20 protein-coding genes are annotated in these 19,096 nt (G+C 71.6%); 10 read left to right on the forward strand and 10 right to left on the reverse strand.

Annotated elements, in window-relative coordinates; genetic code table 11:
• Positions 1-94: 94 nt before the first annotated feature.
• A complete protein-coding gene (locus BN12_RS19230) occupies positions 95-1,504 on the reverse strand; it encodes a glycine--tRNA ligase (RefSeq protein WP_048555030.1) in 1,410 nt (469 codons plus the stop codon).
• Positions 1,505-1,611: 107 nt separating this feature from the next.
• Between BN12_RS19230 and BN12_RS19235 the strand changes: the two genes are divergently transcribed.
• From BN12_RS19235 to BN12_RS19255, 5 genes are all read left to right on the forward strand, one after another.
• Positions 1,612-1,893, forward strand: coding sequence for a DUF6703 family protein (locus tag BN12_RS19235; protein WP_048556620.1), 282 nt, complete (start codon positions 1,612-1,614; stop codon positions 1,891-1,893).
• 123 nt (positions 1,894-2,016) lie between these two features.
• The gene (locus BN12_RS19240) at positions 2,017-2,961 is read left to right on the forward strand and encodes a metal ABC transporter substrate-binding protein (protein WP_048555033.1); all 945 of its coding nucleotides are present in this window, start codon (positions 2,017-2,019) and stop codon (positions 2,959-2,961) included.
• On the forward strand, positions 2,952-3,776 hold the full coding sequence (locus BN12_RS19245) for a metal ABC transporter ATP-binding protein (RefSeq protein WP_327152672.1): 825 nt from the start codon (positions 2,952-2,954) through the stop codon (positions 3,774-3,776). Before BN12_RS19240 ends, BN12_RS19245 begins: the two co-directional genes overlap by 10 nt.
• Complete coding sequence (locus BN12_RS19250) at positions 3,769-4,785, forward strand: metal ABC transporter permease (RefSeq protein WP_048555035.1); 1,017 nt, start codon at positions 3,769-3,771, stop codon at positions 4,783-4,785. Before BN12_RS19245 ends, BN12_RS19250 begins: the two co-directional genes overlap by 8 nt.
• A 65-nt stretch (positions 4,786-4,850) precedes the next feature.
• Positions 4,851-5,267, forward strand: coding sequence for a Fur family transcriptional regulator (locus tag BN12_RS19255; RefSeq protein WP_048556622.1), 417 nt, complete (start codon positions 4,851-4,853; stop codon positions 5,265-5,267).
• Here the strand turns inward: BN12_RS19255 and BN12_RS24725 are convergent.
• The 3 genes from BN12_RS24725 to recO all read right to left on the reverse strand — a co-directional run bounded on the left by BN12_RS24725 (position 5,201) and on the right by recO (position 8,045).
• Entirely contained in the window at positions 5,201-5,671 is a 471-nt protein-coding gene (locus tag BN12_RS24725; protein ID WP_157635570.1) for a hypothetical protein, read from the reverse strand. The two genes, BN12_RS19255 and BN12_RS24725, sit on opposite strands and share 67 nt — an antisense overlap.
• 749 nt (positions 5,672-6,420) lie before the next feature.
• Positions 6,421-7,320 (reverse strand): isoprenyl transferase, encoded by a 900-nt coding sequence (locus BN12_RS19260; protein WP_083454782.1) that lies wholly within the window; start codon positions 7,318-7,320, stop codon positions 6,421-6,423.
• On the reverse strand, positions 7,317-8,045 hold the full coding sequence (gene recO / locus BN12_RS19265) for a DNA repair protein RecO (RefSeq protein ID WP_048555037.1): 729 nt from the start codon (positions 8,043-8,045) through the stop codon (positions 7,317-7,319). The genes BN12_RS19260 and recO overlap by 4 nt, the downstream gene beginning before the upstream one ends.
• A 439-nt stretch (positions 8,046-8,484) precedes the next feature.
• Between recO and BN12_RS19270 the strand changes: the two genes are divergently transcribed.
• From BN12_RS19270 to BN12_RS19285, 4 genes are all read left to right on the forward strand, one after another.
• Complete coding sequence (locus tag BN12_RS19270; RefSeq protein ID WP_048555040.1) at positions 8,485-9,861, forward strand: pyridoxal phosphate-dependent decarboxylase family protein; 1,377 nt, start codon at positions 8,485-8,487, stop codon at positions 9,859-9,861.
• A gap of 9 nt (positions 9,862-9,870) precedes the next feature.
• Positions 9,871-10,803, forward strand: a complete 933-nt coding sequence (locus BN12_RS19275; RefSeq protein WP_048555042.1) for a TIGR03619 family F420-dependent LLM class oxidoreductase — start codon at positions 9,871-9,873, stop codon at positions 10,801-10,803.
• A gap of 95 nt (positions 10,804-10,898) precedes the next feature.
• Entirely contained in the window at positions 10,899-11,240 is a 342-nt protein-coding gene (locus BN12_RS19280; protein WP_048555044.1) for a hypothetical protein, read from the forward strand.
• A gap of 90 nt (positions 11,241-11,330) precedes the next feature.
• Positions 11,331-11,987 carry an alpha-ketoglutarate-dependent dioxygenase AlkB gene (locus tag BN12_RS19285; RefSeq protein WP_048555046.1) on the forward strand — a complete coding sequence of 219 codons (657 nt, stop codon included), beginning with the start codon at positions 11,331-11,333 and terminating at the stop codon, positions 11,985-11,987.
• 100 nt (positions 11,988-12,087) lie between these two features.
• On the opposite strand, the gene BN12_RS19290 is transcribed toward BN12_RS19285, so the two are convergent.
• The 5 genes from BN12_RS19290 to leuA form a co-directional block, all read right to left on the reverse strand.
• Positions 12,088-12,630 carry a hypothetical protein gene (locus BN12_RS19290; protein WP_200901256.1) on the reverse strand — a complete coding sequence of 181 codons (543 nt, stop codon included), beginning with the start codon at positions 12,628-12,630 and terminating at the stop codon, positions 12,088-12,090.
• 3 nt (positions 12,631-12,633) lie between these two features.
• The gene (locus BN12_RS19295) at positions 12,634-12,903 is read right to left on the reverse strand and encodes a DUF211 domain-containing protein (protein WP_200901257.1); all 270 of its coding nucleotides are present in this window, start codon (positions 12,901-12,903) and stop codon (positions 12,634-12,636) included.
• A 155-nt stretch (positions 12,904-13,058) separates the two neighbouring features.
• A complete protein-coding gene (locus BN12_RS19300) occupies positions 13,059-14,498 on the reverse strand; it encodes a WS/DGAT/MGAT family O-acyltransferase (RefSeq protein ID WP_048555049.1) in 1,440 nt (479 codons plus the stop codon).
• A gap of 7 nt (positions 14,499-14,505) precedes the next feature.
• A complete protein-coding gene (locus BN12_RS19305; protein ID WP_200901258.1) occupies positions 14,506-15,333 on the reverse strand; it encodes a lipase family alpha/beta hydrolase in 828 nt (275 codons plus the stop codon).
• A gap of 75 nt (positions 15,334-15,408) precedes the next feature.
• Positions 15,409-17,178: a 2-isopropylmalate synthase gene (leuA, locus tag BN12_RS19310; protein ID WP_048555051.1), complete on the reverse strand. Its 1,770-nt coding sequence runs from the start codon at positions 17,176-17,178 to the stop codon at positions 15,409-15,411.
• Positions 17,179-17,436: 258 nt separating this feature from the next.
• Here leuA and BN12_RS19315 point away from each other — a divergent pair, with 258 nt between their 5' ends.
• The gene (locus BN12_RS19315; protein ID WP_053080114.1) at positions 17,437-18,564 is read left to right on the forward strand and encodes an esterase-like activity of phytase family protein; all 1,128 of its coding nucleotides are present in this window, start codon (positions 17,437-17,439) and stop codon (positions 18,562-18,564) included.
• 62 nt (positions 18,565-18,626) lie between these two features.
• On the opposite strand, the gene BN12_RS19320 is transcribed toward BN12_RS19315, so the two are convergent.
• The coding region (locus tag BN12_RS19320; protein ID WP_048555053.1) for a hypothetical protein at positions 18,627-19,096 on the reverse strand (470 nt) is incomplete at its 5' end.

Below are 19,096 nucleotides of genomic sequence, written 5' to 3' on the forward strand. Positions count from 1 at the left end.
TCATACCTCGACTCGAAGCGGGCCCGCCCGGGTCGAGGTGCGCACGGACGCTCCAGCCGCCTCGTCATACCTCGACTCGAAGCGGGCCGACAGGTCAACAGCCGAGCAGCCGCGCGGCGAGGTAGGACTCGACCTGGTCGAGCCCGATCCGCTCCTGGGCCATCGTGTCGCGCTCGCGCACGGTGACGGCCTCGTCCTCGAGGGTGTCGAAGTCGACGGTGAGACAGAACGGCGTGCCGATCTCGTCCTGGCGCCGGTACCGCCGGCCGATGGCACCGGCGTCGTCGAAGTCGACGTTCCAGTGCCGGCGGAGCACCGCGGCGAGGTCGCGCGCCTTCGGGGACAGGTCGGCATTCCGGGACAGCGGGAGGACGGCGGCCTTGACCGGGGCGAGCCGCTTGTCGAGGCGCAGGACGACGCGCCTGTCGACGCCGCCCTTGGTGTTCGGCGCCTCGTCCTCGGCATACGCGTCGACGAGGAAGGTCATGAGCGACCGCGACAGACCGGCGGCCGGCTCGATGACGTAGGGGGTGTACTTCTCACCCGTCTGCTGGTCGAAGTAGACGAGGTCGGTGCCGGAGTGCGTGCTGTGGGTCGAGAGGTCGAAGTCGGTGCGGTTCGCGATGCCCTCGAGCTCACCCCACTCGCTGCCGGCGAAGTTGAAGCGGTACTCGATGTCGACCGTGCGCGTCGAGTAGTGGGAGAGCTTGTCCTTCGGGTGCTCGTAGTGGCGCAGGTTGTCGGGGTCGATGCCGAGGTCGGTGTACCACCGGGTCCGCTCGTCGATCCAGTACTGGTGCCATTCCTCGTCGGTGCCCGGCTGGACGAAGAACTCCATCTCCATCTGCTCGAACTCCCGCGTGCGGAAGATGAAGTTGCCCGGCGTGATCTCGTTGCGGAAGCTCTTGCCGGTCTGAGCGATGCCGAACGGCGGCTTCATCCGTGCCGCACCCATGACATTGAGGAAGTTGACGAAGATGCCCTGGGCGGTCTCCGGACGGAGGTATGCGAGGCCGGACTCGTCCTCGACGACGCCGAGGTGCGTCTTGAGGAGGCCGGAGAACTCCCGCGGCTCGGTCCACTGGCCGCGCGTCCCGCAGTTCGGGCAGGCGATCTCGGCCAGCGGGATCGAGTCGGGGTCGACGGCGGTGCCCGACCGCTTGCCCAGCCGCTCGGCGACGGCCTCCTGGAGGTGGTCGGCCCGGTACCGCTTGTGGCAGTGCTGGCACTCGGTGAGCGGGTCGTTGAAGGTGCCGACGTGACCGCTGGCCACCCACACCTCGGGCGGCAGGATGATCGAGGAGTCCAGCCCGACGACGTCGTCGCGGCTGGTCACCATGGCTCGCCACCACTGCCGCCGGATGTTCTCCTTCAGCTCGACGCCGAGCGGGCCGTAGTCCCACGCCGAGCGCGTTCCGCCGTAGATCTCGCCGCACGGGAAGACGAAGCCCCGGCGTTTGCAGAGGGAGACGACGGTGTCGACGGTCGAGGTGGGCGCGGCCATGCGCAGAAGGCTATCCGCGCGGTCGTCGGCGCCTCACATCGGTTTCATCCGGCGGTGCCTCGCGGGCGGTTTCGTCCGTCGCCGGGCCGCCCGTAGGCTTGCCGATCGTGGCAGCCTTCCGCGAGTCCGTCGAACGGGCCAGCACCCCCGTCCTGACGACCCTCTCGCGACTGCCTCGCGCCGTCGCCTTCCTCGCCGTCCTCGCCCTCATGGTGCTCGGCATCGTCGTCCCCGGGTGGGGCTGGATCTTCCTCGCCGTCGTCGGCCTCTTCCTCGCCTGGCTGCTCCTCCTCTTCTGGCCCCGGCTCACCGGAGCCGAGCGGCTCATGCGGCTCGCCGTCATCGCCCTCGTCGTCGCCGTCGCCCTCGTCCGGGCCTTCCCCCGCTGACCTGTCGTCGAGGGTGCCTCTCATCCCCGGGCCTTGGACCGACCGGGGACGAGAACGGTCCGCGGAGCAGCTCCCGACGCGATTTGACAATCATTCTCAGTATTGCTGAGAATCGTTGTCATCATGCAGACACGCCGAGCGCTCGTTGCCTCCTCCACCGCCCTGCTCGCCGGCGGCCTCCTCGCGGGGTGCTCCTCCTCGTCCGCCGACGGCGCCACGGCCGGCGGATCGGGCGGCCGGCTCACCGTGACGACGGCCTTCTACCCCTTGGAGTTCGCCGCCGAGCAGGTCGGAGGCGACCACGTCACCGTGACGAGCCTCACGAAGCCGGGCGCCGAGCCGCACGACCTCGAGCTCACGCCCAAGCAGGTCGGGGACCTGACGAAGTCCACCCTCGTCGTCTACCAGAAGGGGTTCCAGCCGGCCGTCGACGACGCCGTGGCCCAGCTCGGGTCCGCCGCCACCGCATTCGACGTCTCGAAGTCCGCCGACCTCAGCCTCACCATCGCCGATGACGACGAGGGTCAGGACCAGAGCGGCAAGCAGACGACCGACCCGCACTTCTGGCTCGACCCCGTGCGATACGCCGCCGTCGTCACCGCCCTCGGCACCGAGCTGGCCGCGAAGGACCCGGCCCACGCGTCGGCATACGAGGCCAACGCCAAGGCCTTCGACGCCAAGCTGAGCTCCCTCGACGCGCAGTACCGCACCGGCCTCGTCTCGTGCCGGAACACCAACATCGTGACCGGCCATGCGGCGTTCGGGTACCTCGCGAAGCGCTACGGACTCACCCAGGTCTCCGTCGCGGGCGTCTCCCCCGACGAGGAGCCCAACGCGACAGCCATGAAGGACATCGTCCGGACCGTGCGCGAGAAGAAGGTGACGACCGTGTATGCCGAGACGCTCGTCTCCCCCGCGCTCGTCGACACCATCGCCCGGGAGACCGGAGCGGCCGTCAAGGTCCTCGACCCCATCGAGGGAATCACGAAGGACTCGGCGGGCACCAACTACCTTGAGGTCATGGAGTCCAACCTCGCGACCCTCCGAGCAGGGCAGCAGTGCAGCTGAGCACGGACCCGGTCATCACCGTTCGCGACGGCTCGTTCGGCTACGGCGACCGGGCCGTCGTGACCCATGTCGACCTCGATCTCCATCCGGGAGACGTCGTCGCGGTCCTCGGCCCGAACGGCTCGGGCAAGACGACCCTCGTCAAGGGGCTCCTCGGGCTCGACGCCCATCTCGGCGGCGACGTCGAGCTCTTCGGCGTGCCGCGACGCCAGTTCCGGGACCACGCGCGCATCGGCTATGTGCCGCAACGCCATTCGCTGTCGGCATCGGTGCGGGCCACCGTGTCCGAGATCGTCGCCGTCGGCCGGCTCCCCCACCGCCCGTGGTGGCGGCGGGCGTCCGCCCGGGATCACCAGGCCGTGCGCGACGCCCTCCAGACCGTCGGGCTGCTCGACCGCGCGGACGCGGAGGTGGCCACCCTCTCCGGTGGCCAGCAGCGGCGGGTCCTCATCGCACGGGCGCTCGCCGGGGACGCCGACGTCCTCGTCATGGACGAGCCGACCGCGGGGGTGGACGCCGCGAACCAGGAGGTTCTCGCCACCGTCCTGGAGAGCCTCGCGGCGCAGGGCCGGACGATGCTCGTCGTCACGCACGAGCTCGAGGCGCTCGAGCTCATCGTCAACCGGATCGTCTGCATCAGGGCCGGCATCGTCGACTTCGACGGGTCTCCTCAGGCGTATGCCGCGCACGAGGTCGCGCATGCGCGGGACCACGTCCACCACCACCCCCACGTCCTCGACGAGGAGCCGACGACGATCGTCGACGACGCCGGACCGCTCGACGCCCACGAGCACCGCGGAGCCGGCCATGGGTGAGCTGTTCGGCCTGGAGTTCATGCAGCACGCCCTCATCGCCGCCGTGCTCGTCGGGCTGGCGGCGCCGTCGGTCGGGGTGTTCCTCGTCCAACGACGGATGTCGCTCATCGGCGACGGGATGGGTCACGTCGCGCTGGCGGGCGTCGCCATCGGGTTGCTGACCGGCCAGGAGCCGGTGCTGACGGCCCTCCTGCTCACGGTCGCGGGAGCCGTGGCCATCGAGCTCATCCGGATCGCGGGACGCGCGAGCGCCGACATCGCGCTCGCCGTCATGTTCTACGGCGGCATGGCCCTCGGCGTCGTCCTCATCTCCAAGTCGAGCGCCTCGAGTCCGGCCAACCTCACCGCATACCTCTTCGGGTCCATCCTCACGACGAGCCGCACCGACATCGTCGTCTTCGCCGTCCTCGCCGTCATCGTCCTAGCGGTGACGACCGTCCTGCGGCAGCGGCTGTTCGCCGTGGCCAACGACCCCGAGTACGCCCGGACGATCGGCCTCCCCGTGACGGCGCTCAACCTCGTCCTCGCCGTGCTCACCGCCGTCACGGTCGTGACGGCGATGCGGGTCGTCGGCCTGCTGCTCATCAGCGCGCTGATGATCCTGCCGAATGCGACGGGCCAGGTCCTCGGGCGCAGCTTCCGCAGCGCGGTGCGCTGGGCGGTCCTCGTCGGGGTCGTCTGCAGCGTCGGCGGCGTCGTCGGCTCCTACTACGCGAGCACCCCCTCCGGTGGGACGATCGTGCTCGCCGCCATCGTCGTCTACCTCGCGGCCGTCGTCGGCGGCGCGATCCGGGCTCGGGTCGGGGCACGACGACACCGGGCCGCCGAGAGCCACGAGCACGAGCACGGTCCCGGCTGCGGGCACCCCGCCGTCCGGCACGGGAACCACGTCGACTACCTCCACGACGGGCACCTCCACGCCGCCCACGAGGGCCACTACGACGAGCACCGACCGCCGGTCGAGGCCGGCGACGACCGCTCGGACGCCCTGACGAGGGAGCCTCGATGAGCACGCGCGTGGGCGCCGGCACGGAGGCACCCCGAACGCGGGCCGGAGCGACGATCGACCCGGGGATGAGCACGCTCCCGGCCACCGCACCTCGACCGGCGACCCGCCGTCCAACGCGGCAGCGCACCGCGATCGCCCACGCGCTCGGCGAGAGCGACCAGTTCCGGTCGGCCCAGGATCTCCATGCCTCCCTCGACCGTCGAGGGGTCAGGGTGGGGCTCGCGACCGTGTATCGCGCGCTCCAGGCGATGGTCGCCGACGGCGAGGCGGACGTCCTGCGCACCGAGGACGGCGAGGCGCTGTACCGCGCCTGCAGCCCCCACCACCACCATCACCTCGTCTGCCGCTCCTGCGGACTCGCGGTCGAGGTCGAGGCGCCACCCGTCGAGCGGTGGGCCGCCCAGGTGGGGACGAGTCACGGCTTCACCGACGTCGTCCACACGCTCGAGGTCATCGGCACCTGTTCGGCGTGCCGGACGTGACCGTCCCCGTCCGCGTCACCGAACGGTGTCGGGGGCTTCCCGGGTCGAGGCATCCGGGGCCGGGCCGGGCGGTCGCTGGATACCTCCACCCCGGTGGGCCCCCTGGAGTCGAGGTAACTGGTGACCACCGCAGGGTCGCTGGATACCTCCACCTCGGTGGGCCCCCTGGAGTCGAGGTAACTGGAGACCACCGCGGCGTCGCTGGATACCTCCACCCAGGTAGGCCCCCTGGAGTCGAGGCAGCGGGAGACCACCGCGAGGTCGCTGCATACCTCCACCCAGGTGGGCCCCCTGGGATCGAGGTAACTGGTGACCACCGCGGCGTCGCTGGATACCTCCACCCAGGTAGGCCCCCTGGAGTCGAGGTAACGGGAGACCACCGCGAAGTAGCTGAATACCTCCACCCAGGTCGGCTCCCCTGGAGTCGAGGTAACTGGTGACGCCCTGACGGTCGTCGGTCGCCTCCACCTCGTGCGGAGGTCTCTCCTCGGGCGTACTCGTCGGTGTCGAGGCAACTGGAGACCACCGGGGGGTCGTTGGATACCTCCACCCCGGTGGGCCTCCTGGAGTCGAGGTAACCGGAGACCACCGCGGCATCGCTGGATACCTCCACCCCGGTGAGCCCCCTGGGGTCGAGGTAACTGGAGACCACCGCGAAGTAGCTGAATACCTCCACCCAGGTCGGCTCCCCTGGAGTCGAGGTAACTGGTGACGCCCTGACGGTCGTCGGTCGCCTCCACCTCGTGCGGACGTCTCTCCTCGGGCGCACTCGTTGGGGTCGAGGTAACTGGAGACCACCGCGAGGTCGCTGGATACCTCCACCCAGGTCGACTCCCCTGGAGTCGAGGTAACTGATGACCACCGCGGCGTCGCTGGATACCTCCACCCAGGTCGGCCCCCCTGGAGTCGAGGTAACTGGAAACCACCGCGGCGTCGCTGGATACCTCCACCCAGGTCGACTCCCCTGGAGTCGAGGTAACGGGAGACCACCGCGCCTCGCCGGCGCGACACCGACGGTTCGGGAGGCGGTCCGACCGGAAGGCGAGTGTCGCGGGAACGGCCGATCCATCTCCCTTCACCCGAGCCCGAGCCCGAGCGCGGGCCCACACCCGAGCCCGAGCGCGGGCCCTCACCCGAGCCCGGGCACAGCCGGTCACCGCCCGGGTGGCGTCCCCGCGTCCTCGGCAGTGGAGTCGGGTGACCGGGCATCGGCGGCCGCGAGGTCGACGGCACCGCCGTAGCGGCGCTCGCGCCCGGCATACGACTCCAGCGCCGCCCACAGGTCACGACGGTCGTAATCGGGCCAGAGCCGGTCCTGGAAGACCATCTCGGCATAGGCGCTCTGCCACAGCAGGAAGTTGGACGTCCGCTGCTCGCCGGAGGACCTGACGAACAGGTCGACGTCCGGCATGCCCGGCTCCCGCAGGTGGCGGGCGAGGAGCTTCTCGTCGACCGAGCTCGGCTTGATCCGGCCGGCTCGCACGAGCTCGGCGATCTCCCGTGCCGCGTCGGCGATCTCCGCGCGGCCGCCGTAGTTGACGCAGAAGTAGAGGGTGAGCCCGGTGTTGTGCCGCGTGAGATCCTGCGCCGTCTCCAGCTCCTTGATGACCGACGACCACAGCCGGGGCCGCCGACCCACCCACCGCATCCGGACGCCCCACGAGTGGAGCTGGTCGCGGCGGCGGCGGATGACGTCGCGGTTGAAGCCCATGAGGAAGCGCACCTCCTCCGGCGAGCGGCGCCAGTTCTCGGTCGAGAAGGCGTAGGCCGACAGGTGGGTCACGCCCACCTCGATGGCACCCGCGACGACGTCGAGGAGCGCCGCCTCCCCCGCCTCGTGACCCGCGGTCCGCGGGAGGCCACGCGCATTCGCCCACCGACCGTTACCGTCCATGACGATGGCGACGTGGCGCGGCATGAGGTCCGCCGGGATGGTCGGGGCGACCGCTCCGCTCGGATGCGGGAAGGGACGCTCGTATGCCGTGGACCCCCCTGACGGCCCCGGTCCCCGGGCCGCGCGTGACCTTCGCGACGCGCGATCGGCGGCACTCATACGCGGTCCACGATCCGCAGGGCCCGGACCTGCCGCTCGAGGTGCCACTGGAGGAATGCCGCGACGAGCCCGCTCCCCTCGCGTCGATGCCGGTCCTCGGCCGCGTCCGCGACGGCCCAGTCGCCGGCGAGGAGCGCCGCGAGGAGGCCGAGCGTGTCCGGCGCGGGCGCCTGGGAGCCGGGCGGACGGCATACCGGACAGACGACACCACCGGACTGGACGTTGAAGGCGCGGTGGGGACCGGGGTCCCCGCAGCGAGCGCAGTCGTGGAAGCTCGGCGCCCAGCCGGCGACGGCGAGGGCACGCAGCAGGTAGGCGTCGAGCACGAGGAGGGGGTCGTGCTCGTGCTGGGCGAGGGAGCGGAGGGCGCCGCCGAGGAGGAGGTACTGCTGGATGCTCGGCGCGTGCTCCTCGGTGAGCCGCTCGCACGTCTCGATGACCGCCCCCGCGGCGGTCCACGCCTGGTAGTCGCGGGCGATCGTGCTGCCCCACGGGTCGAGCGTCTCGACCTGGGTGACGGTGTCGAGGTTGCGCCCCTCGTAGCACTGGACGTCGATGTGCATACCGGGCTCCAGACGTGACCCGAACCGGCTCTTCGTGCGACGCACGCCCTTGCCGACGGCGCGGACCTTGCCGCGCGTCCGGGTGAGGAGGGTGACGATGCGGTCGGCCTCGCCCAGCTTGTGGGTCCGGAGGACGATCGCCTCGTCGCGGTAGAGCGGCACCCGCCCATTCTCGTATGCCGCGCCGACAGCGACCGTGGTTGCCCCGCCCGGGCGCGTCGGGGACCGGTCGCGTGGGCGGGTCGGTTCCGACTCGGCAGGTGTGAGCTTTCCGTGGTCTGATCCGGCTCCGAGACCACGACAACCTCGCACGTGCCGAGCTGATGTCGCTCCGGAGCTCCAACGACAGCAACAACTCGGCACGTGCGAAGCCTCCTCCCGCACGTGCTGAGCTGATGTCGCTCCGGAGCCCGAACGACGACAACAACTCGGCACGTGCGAAGCGACCACCTCGGCGCGGGCGAGGAGACCAGCTCGGCGCGTGGAGACACGCGGTCGCTCGCCGGGCGGGGGCACGGGCCGAGGCGCGGGTGGACGCCGCCGCCGGATCTGGCATACCGTTTGCGTCCGAACGATATCTGTCGACGCGGAGGAGGAGTCCATGCCGGGCACGGAGCCCATCGGAGCCGAGGCCGCCGACGTGTGGGGCGACGAGCGGGAGACGACGCGGGCCGCCGTGCGGCTCGCGGCGCGGCGGATCCGGCGCCCGTCGGATCCGAAGGCGACGGCGCGTCCGGCGTCGGAGCTGAGGGCGGCGGCCGGCGAGACGATCACCGCCGGCGGCCGGCCCGCCGAGCAGGTGCTGAGCATCTTCGAGGACGTCATCGCCCCCGCGACCCGCGCCCAGGACGACCCGCTCAACCTCGCCTACATCCCCGCCGCCCCGACCCGGACCGCGCTGGCCTTCGACGCCGTCGTGTCCAGCTTCAACATCTTCGCCGGCACCTGGGAAGCCGGCGCCGGCGCCATCTTCGCCGAAAACCAGGCCCTCGCGTGGCTCGTCTCCCTCCTGGGCTGGCCCGACACCGCCGGCGGCTGCTTCGTCTCCGGCGGCACCACCGGCAACCTGTCCGCCCTGGCCACCGCCCGCCACACCGCCCTCCGTCGCCGCGGCCACCGGCCCGAGGGCGGGTGGAAGATCGCCTGCACGACCGGCGCCCACTCCTCCATCGTCTCCGACGCCCATGTCCTCGACGTCGGCGTCGTCCAGGTCCCCGAGGACGACCGCGGCCACCTCACCGGCCCCGCCCTGCGCGCCGCCCTGGCCGGTGAACCCGGCGTCTTCGCCGTCATCGCCTCGGCCGGCACGACCAACGCAGGCGTCATCGACGACCTGTCCGACATCGCCGACGTCTGCCGCGACCACGACATCTGGCTCCACATCGACGGCGCCTACGGCGGTGCCGCCCTCGCCGCCCCCACCGCCCGACCCCGCTTCACCGGCATCGAACGCGCCGACTCCTTCATCGTCGACCCCCACAAGTGGCTCTTCGCCCCCTACGACAGCTGCGCCCTGCTCTACCGCGACCCCGCCCAGGCTCGCGCCGCCCACAGCCAACACGCCTCCTACCTCAACCACATCAACCGCGAGGTCTGGAACCCCACCGACCTGGCCGTCCACCTCTCCCGCCGCGCCCGCGGCCTGCCCTTCTGGTTCAGCCTCGCCGTCCACGGCACCGACCGCTACACCGCCGCCATCGAGCAGACCCTGCACACCACCCGCACCGTCGCCGACGCGATCCGCGACATCCCCACCCTCCGCCTCACCGCCGAACCCGAGCTGTCGGTCATCCTCTTCGAACGCCCCGGCTGGACCGACACCGACTACCACACCTGGTCCGACACCCTCGCCCACGAGGGCCGCATGCTCTGCGTCCCCACCACCTGGCGCGACCGCACCGTCCTCCGCCTCGTCTTCATCAACCCCGCCACCGACCCCGACAAGGTCATCGGCATCCTCCGCGAGACGACGGCCTGAGGCGCACCGATGGCCCCGACGCCGCGCATGCTCCTCATCCTCAGCGAGAACTGGACGCTCGCCGACGGACGCGACCTGCCGACGATCGTCCGGTGGGCGCGTGAGGCCGAGGACGCCGGCTTCGACGCGGTCATGCTGAGCGAGCACGTGGTCCTCGGACCGGACGCGGGCACCGGTGGCGTCATGGGCAACCCGAGGGCGTATGCCATGCCCGGCAACCAGGACCCCTTCACCCCGTGGCCCTCGTCGATCGTCCTGCTCGCCGCCATCGCCGCCGCGACGTCGCGGATCCGCCTCGTCGCGAGCGCCGTGCTCGCCCCGCTCCGTCATCCGCTCATGCTCGCTCGCGAGCTCGGCACCCTCGACCTCCTCTCGAAAGGCCGGCTCGTCGTCCAGCCGAGCGTCAGCTGGAGCCGCGACGAGTACGCCGCGCTCGGCGTGCCGTTCGGGGAGCGCGGCCGCATCCTCGACGAGCAGCTCGCCGTTCTCGCCGAGGTGTGGCGAGGCTCGCCGACGTCCTTCCACGGCCGGTACGTCTCCTTCGACGACGTCCACCTCGAGCCGCGTGCCTTCCGGGAGGGCGGCCCTCGGATGTGGTTCGGGGGCCAGTCGGCCCACCGGGCGGTATGCCACCGGCTCGCCGCATACGGACACGGCTGGCACCCCCTCGGGGCCCCGTCGCCGGAGGACGTCGCAGCGGTCGAGGGTGCCCTGGGGAGCGCCGGCCGGGACATCGCCGACCTCGAGCTCGTCGGCGGGGTTCGCGCGGAGTTCCCCGACGACGCCTCGTGCGCTCCTCTCGAGCCGGCCATCGAGTCCATCGGTCCCCAGCTCGAGCGCGGGTTCACGACGTTCTGCATCAAGCCCTCCCAGTTCATCGACGACGCCGAGCTGATGGGCGCCTTCTGCCGGGAGGTCATCCGCCGCGCCGAGGCCCTCTGACGACCGCGCGAGGCGGCCCACCCCGCGAGTATCCTCCGGTGCAAGAGTCCGACTCCCGCTGCACCACAACGGCATACGAGCCTGAGGAGGCCGACATGCTGAGGGCACCGAACGCCACGACGAGGCTCGCCGGCTCCGCCCTCGTGGCCCTCCTCGTCCTCACCGTGAACTGGTCGTCGGCCCCCTCCGGAGGACGCCTGTTCCTCCTCGCATGGACGCTCACCGCCCTGCTGCTCGCGTCCTTCGATCGCCGTCTCGCGCTGGCCGGCACGATGGCCCTCGGCGTGACGATCGGGCTCGCCGTGTCCCTCGTCGTCGGGCCCTCCGGATGGGGCGGAACCGCAGTCGCTCTCACGGCTCCCCTCGCGCTGGCGTGGCTCGGGCGGGCATGGCAGTGGCGCACGATGGCGCGGACGCAGCTCTCGAAAGGGCCATGAGACGGCGCGCCGCACCGGGCTGACATCCGCTGACCCGCTCGGCGCGACGGCCTTCGAACGTCTGTTCCGATCACGTGTACACTACTGGGTATGGGTGACAGGCTGGCACTCCAGGGCTCACTCTTCGACGACGGGCCGGCGGAGGGGGCGGTCCGGACCCGCGCGAGCTTCCGGCGCGACTATCTCACCCGCGGGGCCTGGGTCGACGTGTGTCCGGGGTGGCTCGCGAGCGCGGACGAGACGTATCGCGCGTTGCTGCGCGACGTGCCGTGGCAGGCCGAGCAGCGACAGATGTGGGACACCGTCGTCGACGTCCCGCGGCTCCTGTGCTTCTACGGCGAGGACGACCCGCTCCCCCACGACAGCCTCGTCGAGGCGAAGGCGGCTCTCGACACGCGGTATGCCGCCACGCTGGGCCGGTATGCGGGGAGCGGTCCCGAGCAGTTCGCGACGGCCGGGCTGTGCCTCTACCGCGACGGCCGGGACTCGGTGGCCTGGCACGGTGACCGGATCGGCCGTTCCCGCACCATCGACACCCTCGTGGCCATCGTCTCCCTCGGCTCGCGGCGCGACCTCATGCTCCGGCCCCGGGGCGGCGGGACCTCGAGGCGGTACCCGCTCGGTCATGGCGACCTCGTCGTCATGGGTGGCAGTGCACAGCGCACCTGGGAGCACTGCGTCCCGAAGACCGCGCGCGACGTCGGGCCACGGATCTCCGTCCAGTTCCGCCCGCGAGGGGTCCGCTGAGCGGCGCGGGCGTGGCGCCGAGGAGATGGGCGGGGACGTCCTGGAACCGCACGGCCTGCGATGGGCGCCACGACGTGCGCACCCGTCGGCGGGGGTCCGATCAGGCGATGTCGAGGACGGCGCCGAGCACGAGGACGACGACGCCCGCGACGAGCAGGCCGACGACCCATATCGAACGGCGGCCGTGGAACATCGTGGCGAGGACCGCCCCGAGGACTCCCAGCAGGGCGACGGACAGGACCGGAGCGAGCCAGACCGGTCCCGGCAGCGCGGCGCCGAGCAGCAGCGGGCCGCACGCACCGACCAGGCTCGCCACGGCGGCCACGGCCGCCGCCAGCATGGACTCCCGGGCCACGTCGACCCCGAGCCGCGTCGAGGCCAGGGCTCCGGGTTCGACCAGGTTGATCTCTCGGGAGGCCCGCACGAGTCCGACGCGACGCTCGGCGTAGTCGGCGACGAACATCGTGACGGCGGCCGTCACGCATGATGCGATCCCGACCCGGACCGCCAGGCCGGGCCCGAGTCGCTCGCCCGACGCGCGCAGAACGGCGCCGGTGGCGAGGGTGAGGGCGTTGAGGATCCCGTCGGTGACTCCGAGGACCATGGGGAGCGCCGGCGGTCGCACGAGCCGATGACGGTCCACGGTCTATCGTCGTCGCGGGACGGGCTCGAGGATCCGGTCGCCGACGACCACCTCGTCCACGCTGTGGAGCACCGCGCCGGACTTCTGGATCCGGGCGAAGAACGCCGCCGCGTCGATGTCGTCGCCGACGACGGTCACCGTCGTCCCGACGGTCTGGATGTCGATCTCGGTGACCGTGATGTTGACGGCCGACACCCCCGGCACCGACGCGAGATCCTGTGCGAGGGTCACCGTGTCAGGACGGTCGAGCACCTTGTCGACATCCAGCAGCATGCGTCTGATCGGTACGTGCATCCCTCACTCCATCTCGACGTCCCACTGACGGGCGCGCGCAACCCTCCACTCGGCTCATCCCGCCCGGAAAGGACCTCGCGAGTTCCCTTCGTTCACCGCCCAGCCTATGGCCCTGACCGGCAGCGCGAGACGGCTCAACGCTCGAGCGCGCGCGCCGCCCGGAGGAGGAGGGCCAGCTCGTCGCTGAGACCGGCCGTCATCCGGTCGACGTCGGGCACGACCTCGCGGGCCGCCACGATGCCGAAGTGGAGCTGGCCGAGATAGCCGATGAGGGTGATGTTGAGCCCGACCCCGTCGGTGACGATCGAGACCGGGTAGTGGGCGAGCAGCTTCGCGCCCGCCATGTAGACCGGGATGTTGGGCCCGGGCACGTTGGAGATGACGACGTTGAAGGCGGGCAGCCGGTTGAGCAGCTGGCTGCCGAACATCATCCGGGCGGCCCGGGCCGTCAGGGCGGGAGGGGCGAAGTCGGAGATGTCGTCGACGAGTCCCTGGGGGATGAACGCCTGCTGAGACTTGGCGATCTCGGTCGCCTGATGGACCCGGGCGAGCCGCTCCACGGGGTCGGAGACCTGGGTCGGCAGGGAGGCGAGCATCGCCGAGACCCGGTTCCCGCCCGACGCGTGCGCCCTCGGGTCGCGGATGGAGACCGGCACCATGGCGACGAGGGGAACCTCCGGCAGCGCGTCGTGCTCGAGCAGCCAGGTCCGCAGCACACCGGCGCACATCGCCATGACGACGTCGTTGACGGAGACGCCGAAGGCCTTCTTCACCTCCTTGACGTCGTCGAGGGGGATGCTCGTCAGGGACAGCTTGCGGTGCTGGCTGATCGTCTGGTTGAAGGGTGTCGTCGGCGCCGTGAGGCGCTGGCCCTCGAGGAGCGCGCCGTCGGAGCGGCGGCCCACACCGGCGACCCGGGCCACGAAGGGGCCGATCGCCGGCGCGAGGGACGGCACCGAGCGGATGGCATCCGTCGCGAGCCGGGTCGCCTGGAGCGGCCGCTTGGCGAGCCCAACGGCCGTCCGACCAGCGAGGGACAACCGGCTCGGCGGGGCCGACGGGTCGAACGGCTCCGCCGGCGGCAGCTCACGACCCTCGGGCGTGAGGTCCATGAGGACGGTGCCGAGCTCGGTGCCGGAGACCCCGTCGAAGGCGCTGTGGTGGACCTTGGTGTAGACGGCGACCCGGCGCTTCGCGAGGCCGGTGATGAGATAGGTCTCCCACAGCGGACGGGTCCGGTCGAGGGGACGCGCATGGATGCGGGCGACCTGCTCGGCGAGCTGCGCCGGCGACCCGGGTCGCGGCAGCGCCAGCTCGCGGACGTGGTACTCGATGTCGAAGTGCGGATCGTCGACCCAGTACGGCTGGTCGAGGCCGAGGGGGACGTTCTGCAGCTTGCGACGCAGGACCGGCACCAGGGGCAGCCGCTCCTCGATGACCTCGGTGATGCGGGCGAGGTCGAGGCGCTCCGGAGCCGTGCTCGGGTCGAGGATGCTCACCCCGCCGACGTGTCCCGTCGTCGTCGGCGTCTCCAGGGCGAGGAAGGCGGCGTCGAGGCCGGTCAGCTGCTCCATGCCTCCATCATCGCCGAGGGGCGCACGATGGGTAGAGGGGGCGGAGCAGCCGCGGCGGGGCGAAGGGCCGCCACTGCCCGGCAGGCTGGGCGAGCCGGTCCGCGAGGAGCCACAGCGTCGCGGGGTCGAACCCGAATCCCAGGTGGCTGCAGTGGACCTCGACGTTCTCGTGCCAGTCCCCCTCGGCGAGGCAGGCGCGCCACGCGACGACGCCGTCGAGGCGCGAGTACACCGACGTGGACGGCACGGGCACGGGGCCGCCGACGTCGCCGCGCCGGGGCACGTCGGGACCGCGGGCGTGGAGGAACGAGAGCCGCTCGAAGGCCCGGTCGGCATGCGTGCGATGGCCGTCGGCGACCCCGACGGGACTGCCGAGCGTCACGACCCCACGGACGTATGCGGGATGCCGCCGGGCCAGGTACCTCGCATACAGACCCCCGAGGCTCCAGCCGACGACGGTCACCGGGCCGCCGGTCCGCTCGACGAGGTCACACAAGGCGCCCGGCATCGTCTCCATGACGGTCGCGGTCGGGCCGATGTTGCGGCCCAGACGCCAGCCGCGGACGTAGTAGCCCTTGCGGCGCAGGAACCGACGCAGGGGCTTCGTGCTCCGGTCCGAGGCGAGCAGACCCGGGAGGACGAGGACGCCGTGCCCGTCGCCGGACGGCGCCGCGGCGAGCCACGGGGCGGCGAGCGGGAGGGCAGCCCGGTCGATGGCCCCGCGGACCGGCTCGGTGAGGTACAGGGCGGCGTGGGGACGGATGCCGAGCGCGCGCAGCCGCTCCGGCACCGGGTCGTCCCCGGGGCCGAGCGGCTGCGCTGCCACACTCGTCACTCCTGCAGCATCGCACCTCGCGAGACCGCAGATGCGGACATTCGCCACTCCGTTACCGAGACGGAGCCCTTCCGGTCACCGCGTGGGAATCGCGAGCTCCTCGTCGCGGACCGCACGGTTGACGGCCGAGAGGACGGCGGTCAGCGACGCCTTGACGATCGAGCCGTGCAGTCCGACGCCCCAGAGGATGCGGTCGCCGACGGCGCACTCGACGTAGGCCGCGGCCCGGGCGTCGCCGCCCGCCGAGAGGGCATGCTCGTGGTAGTCCATGACGCGCACGTCGACGCCGATCCTCGCGAGCGCGTCGATGAAGGCCGCGATGGGCCCGTTGCCGTCGCCCTCGACGGTGATCTCCGTCGCGACGCCGTCGACGCGCTCGGTCATCGTCGCGACGATGTGGTCGCGCCCGTCGTCGCCGCTGACGAGGGTGTGCCGGATCGGCTGGAAGCGGCCCCAGGCGTTCTCGCCCTCGTCGGTCGCCGGGAGGTACTCGTCCTCGAAGAGCGCCCACAGCTGCGCCGCGGACAGCTCGCCGCCCTCGGCGTCGGTCTTGCCCTGGACGACCTTGCTGAACTCCACCTGGAGGCGGCGCGGCAGCTCGAGGCCGTGCTCGGCCTTGAGGAGGTAGGCGACGCCGCCCTTGCCCGACTGGCTGTTGACGCGGACGACGGCCTCGTAGGTGCGGCCGATGTCGTGCGGGTCGATGGGCAGGTAGGGGACGCCCCAGTCGAGGTCGTCGATCCCGACGCCCCCGTCCTTGGCCCGCCGGTCCATGTCCTCGAAGCCCTTCTTGATGGCGTCCTGGTGGGAGCCGGAGAAGGCCGTGTAGACGAGGTCGCCGCCCCACGGGTGCCGCTCGTGGACAGGGAGCTGGTTGCAGTACTCCACCGTGTGCCGGATCTCGGCCATGTCGGAGAAGTCGATCTGCGGGTCGATGCCCTGGCTGAACAGGTTCATCCCCAGCGTGACGAGGCAGACGTTGCCGGTCCGCTCGCCGTTGCCGAACAGGCACCCCTCGATGCGGTCGGCACCGGCGAGGTAGCCCAGCTCGGCAGCCGCGACGCCCTCGCCCCGGTCGTTGTGCGGGTGGAGGCTGAGGACGACGGACTCGCGCCGGTCGATGTGGCGGGTCATCCACTCGATCGAGTCGGCGTAGACGTTCGGCGTCGCCATCTCGACGGTCGCCGGGAGGTTGATGATCATGCGGTGGTCCGGCGTCGGGTCGATGACGTCGATGACCTCGTTGCAGATCCGCACCGCGAACTCCAGCTCGGTGCCCGTGTAGGACTCCGGGGAGTACTCGTAGTAGACGTCGGTGTCGGGGACCGTCTCCTCCAGCTTGCGGCACAGGCGCGCGCCCTGGAGGGCGATGTCGACGATGCCGTCCTGGTCCATGCCGAAGACGACGCGCCGCTGCAGGACCGACGTCGAGTTGTAGAAGTGGACGATGGCCTGCTTGGCGCCGCGGATCGCGTCGAAGGTGCGCTCGACGAGGTGGTCGCGGCACTGGGTGAGCACCTGGATCGTCACGTCGTCGGGGATGTGCCCACCCTCGATGAGCTCACGGACGAAGTCGAAGTCGGTCTGGCTCGCCGACGGGAACCCGACCTCGATCTCCTTGTAGCCCATCCGGACGAGGAGCCGGAACATCCGCAGCTTGCGCTCGGCGTCCATCGGGTCGATGAGGGCCTGGTTGCCGTCCCGCAGGTCGACCGCGCACCAGCGGGGCGCCTTCGTCATGACCCGGTCGGGCCAGGTGCGGTCGGGCAGGTGGACCTTGATCTGGTCCTGGAACGGGACGTACTTGCCGGTCGGCATACCCGAGGGGGTCTGGGGGTGGAACACGCTCTCTACTCGCCTTCGTCTCGTCTGGAGGGCTCAGCCGATGCAGCACGAACTCCGCGACGAGGGGCGGCCGATTGTCAGGCCCCGCCGCGGCAGCGAAGGAGGAGGCGTGAGGAACGCACACGCATACGGTATGCGAACGCCCGCCTCCCGTCCACCCGGCGCCTCCCCGGCCGCCCACGATGCGGACGCCCGCCATCCGACGCATGATGGCGGGGGAGCCGACCGGCCCCGTCCGCACCCCCTCGTGGAGGACGTATGCGCACCATCCACCGAGCCCTTGTCGTACCCGCGGCCCTGCTGGCCCTCGCCTCTGCGGGACCGCTGACGGCCACGGCGGGAGGCTCGCCCTTGAACGTCCGATCCGCTTCCACCGCAACGGTTCCCGTCGAGCCACCCGCAGGCGTCTGCGCACCCTCCGGGATCGCGTTCTCGTTCAGCGACGCGCTGGACAAGCTCGTCGTCGACGGGACGACCCTCGGCGGCCTGTCCGACCTCGCGTGGGACCCGGTGACCGGCACCTATGCCTCGACCGTCGACAACCACGGGACGGACCCGGCGCGCGTGTGGTTCGTCAAGGACCTCGCACATCCCCAGGTCGTCGGGGACCCCTTGGTGCTCCGCCGACCCGACGGGACGGCATACGACGGCACGACCGCGGACGACGAGGCTCTCGCGGTCCTCGCCGACGGCCGCCTCGTCGTCTCCTCCGAGGTCGAGCCGTCGATCCGGATCTTCGGGACCGACGGGATGCAGCAGGCCTCCCTGCCTGTCCCGCACCGGTTCCGGGTCGCCCCGAAGGGGCAGGCCACCGAGAACGCGACCCTCGAAGGTCTCACCGTGAGCCCCGACGGCCGACAGCTCGTCGCGTCGATGGAGGGCACCCTCTCCGGCGACGTGCCGAGGGCCGGGGCACCCGCCGACGACCGCCGCTTCCTCGTCTACCGGTCGACCGCGAGCGGGTGGAGGCTCGTCAAGCAGGTCGGGTACCGCGTCGACGACGGGATGCGGATCGCGGAGGTCCAGGAGTATGCGACGGGCCGGCTCCTCGTCCTCGAGGCGGCGTACGACCCGGCGACGGGGAACGCCGTGCGGCTGTATGCGGTGACCGGACTCGGCTCCGCGGCGGACGTGACCGGAGTCGCCAACCTCTCGCGCCGGCCGGGTCTCGTCATGCGCAAGACCCTCGTCGCCGACGTCGCCTCGTGCCCGACCCTCGGGGCGACGTCACCGGAGCCGCAGCGCAACCCGCTCATGGACAACTACGAGGGGATGACCACCTACCCCCTGACGGGCCACCTGTACGGCGTGTCGCTCGTCTCCGACGACAACTTCAACCCGACGCAGGTCACGCGGGTGCTGAACCTCGCGGCCACGCTTCCCTAGACCCGCTCCTCTGCGCGACAGAATCAGCTCGGCGCGACCGGACCCGCCGAGGTTCGGTCACCTCAGCCCTCGGTGACGACCTGCCAGAAGATCTGGCGCAGCGCCGTCCGCGTCGCCTCGTCGAGCTCGTAGATCCCGAGCCGGTCCGAGGCGTCCATGAGGAGGGCCCGGTCGATGTCGCCCGGGATGTGCGGACGGTGCATGGCCAGGTCGCGCTGGGCGATCGGGCTCGCCGCGGGGAGCCACGCGCCGTAGACCTGGCGGCATACCTCCTCCAGCGCGCGCCGCTCCTCGAGGCGGTCCTCGGCGGACGAGGCCGGCTGGGAGGACCGGCCGCTGCTCGTCGACCAGGCGAGGACGCTCGAGGGCGGCGCCTTGGCCGCCGGTGCGTCACGCCGGGCGCCCTGTCGGCGCACCGCGAGGTCCGCCGGCGTGGGTCGCGTCGGGGACTCCGCGGCCTCGGGGGTCGCCGCGGTGTCATCCGCCTCGTCGCCGTCGCCACCCGTCGCGGGCGGGCGGGTCGCGCCGTTCA

The organism is Nostocoides japonicum T1-X7, assembly GCF_001046855.1.
Taxonomy (GTDB): Bacteria; Actinomycetota; Actinomycetes; order Actinomycetales; family Dermatophilaceae; genus Nostocoides; species Nostocoides japonicum.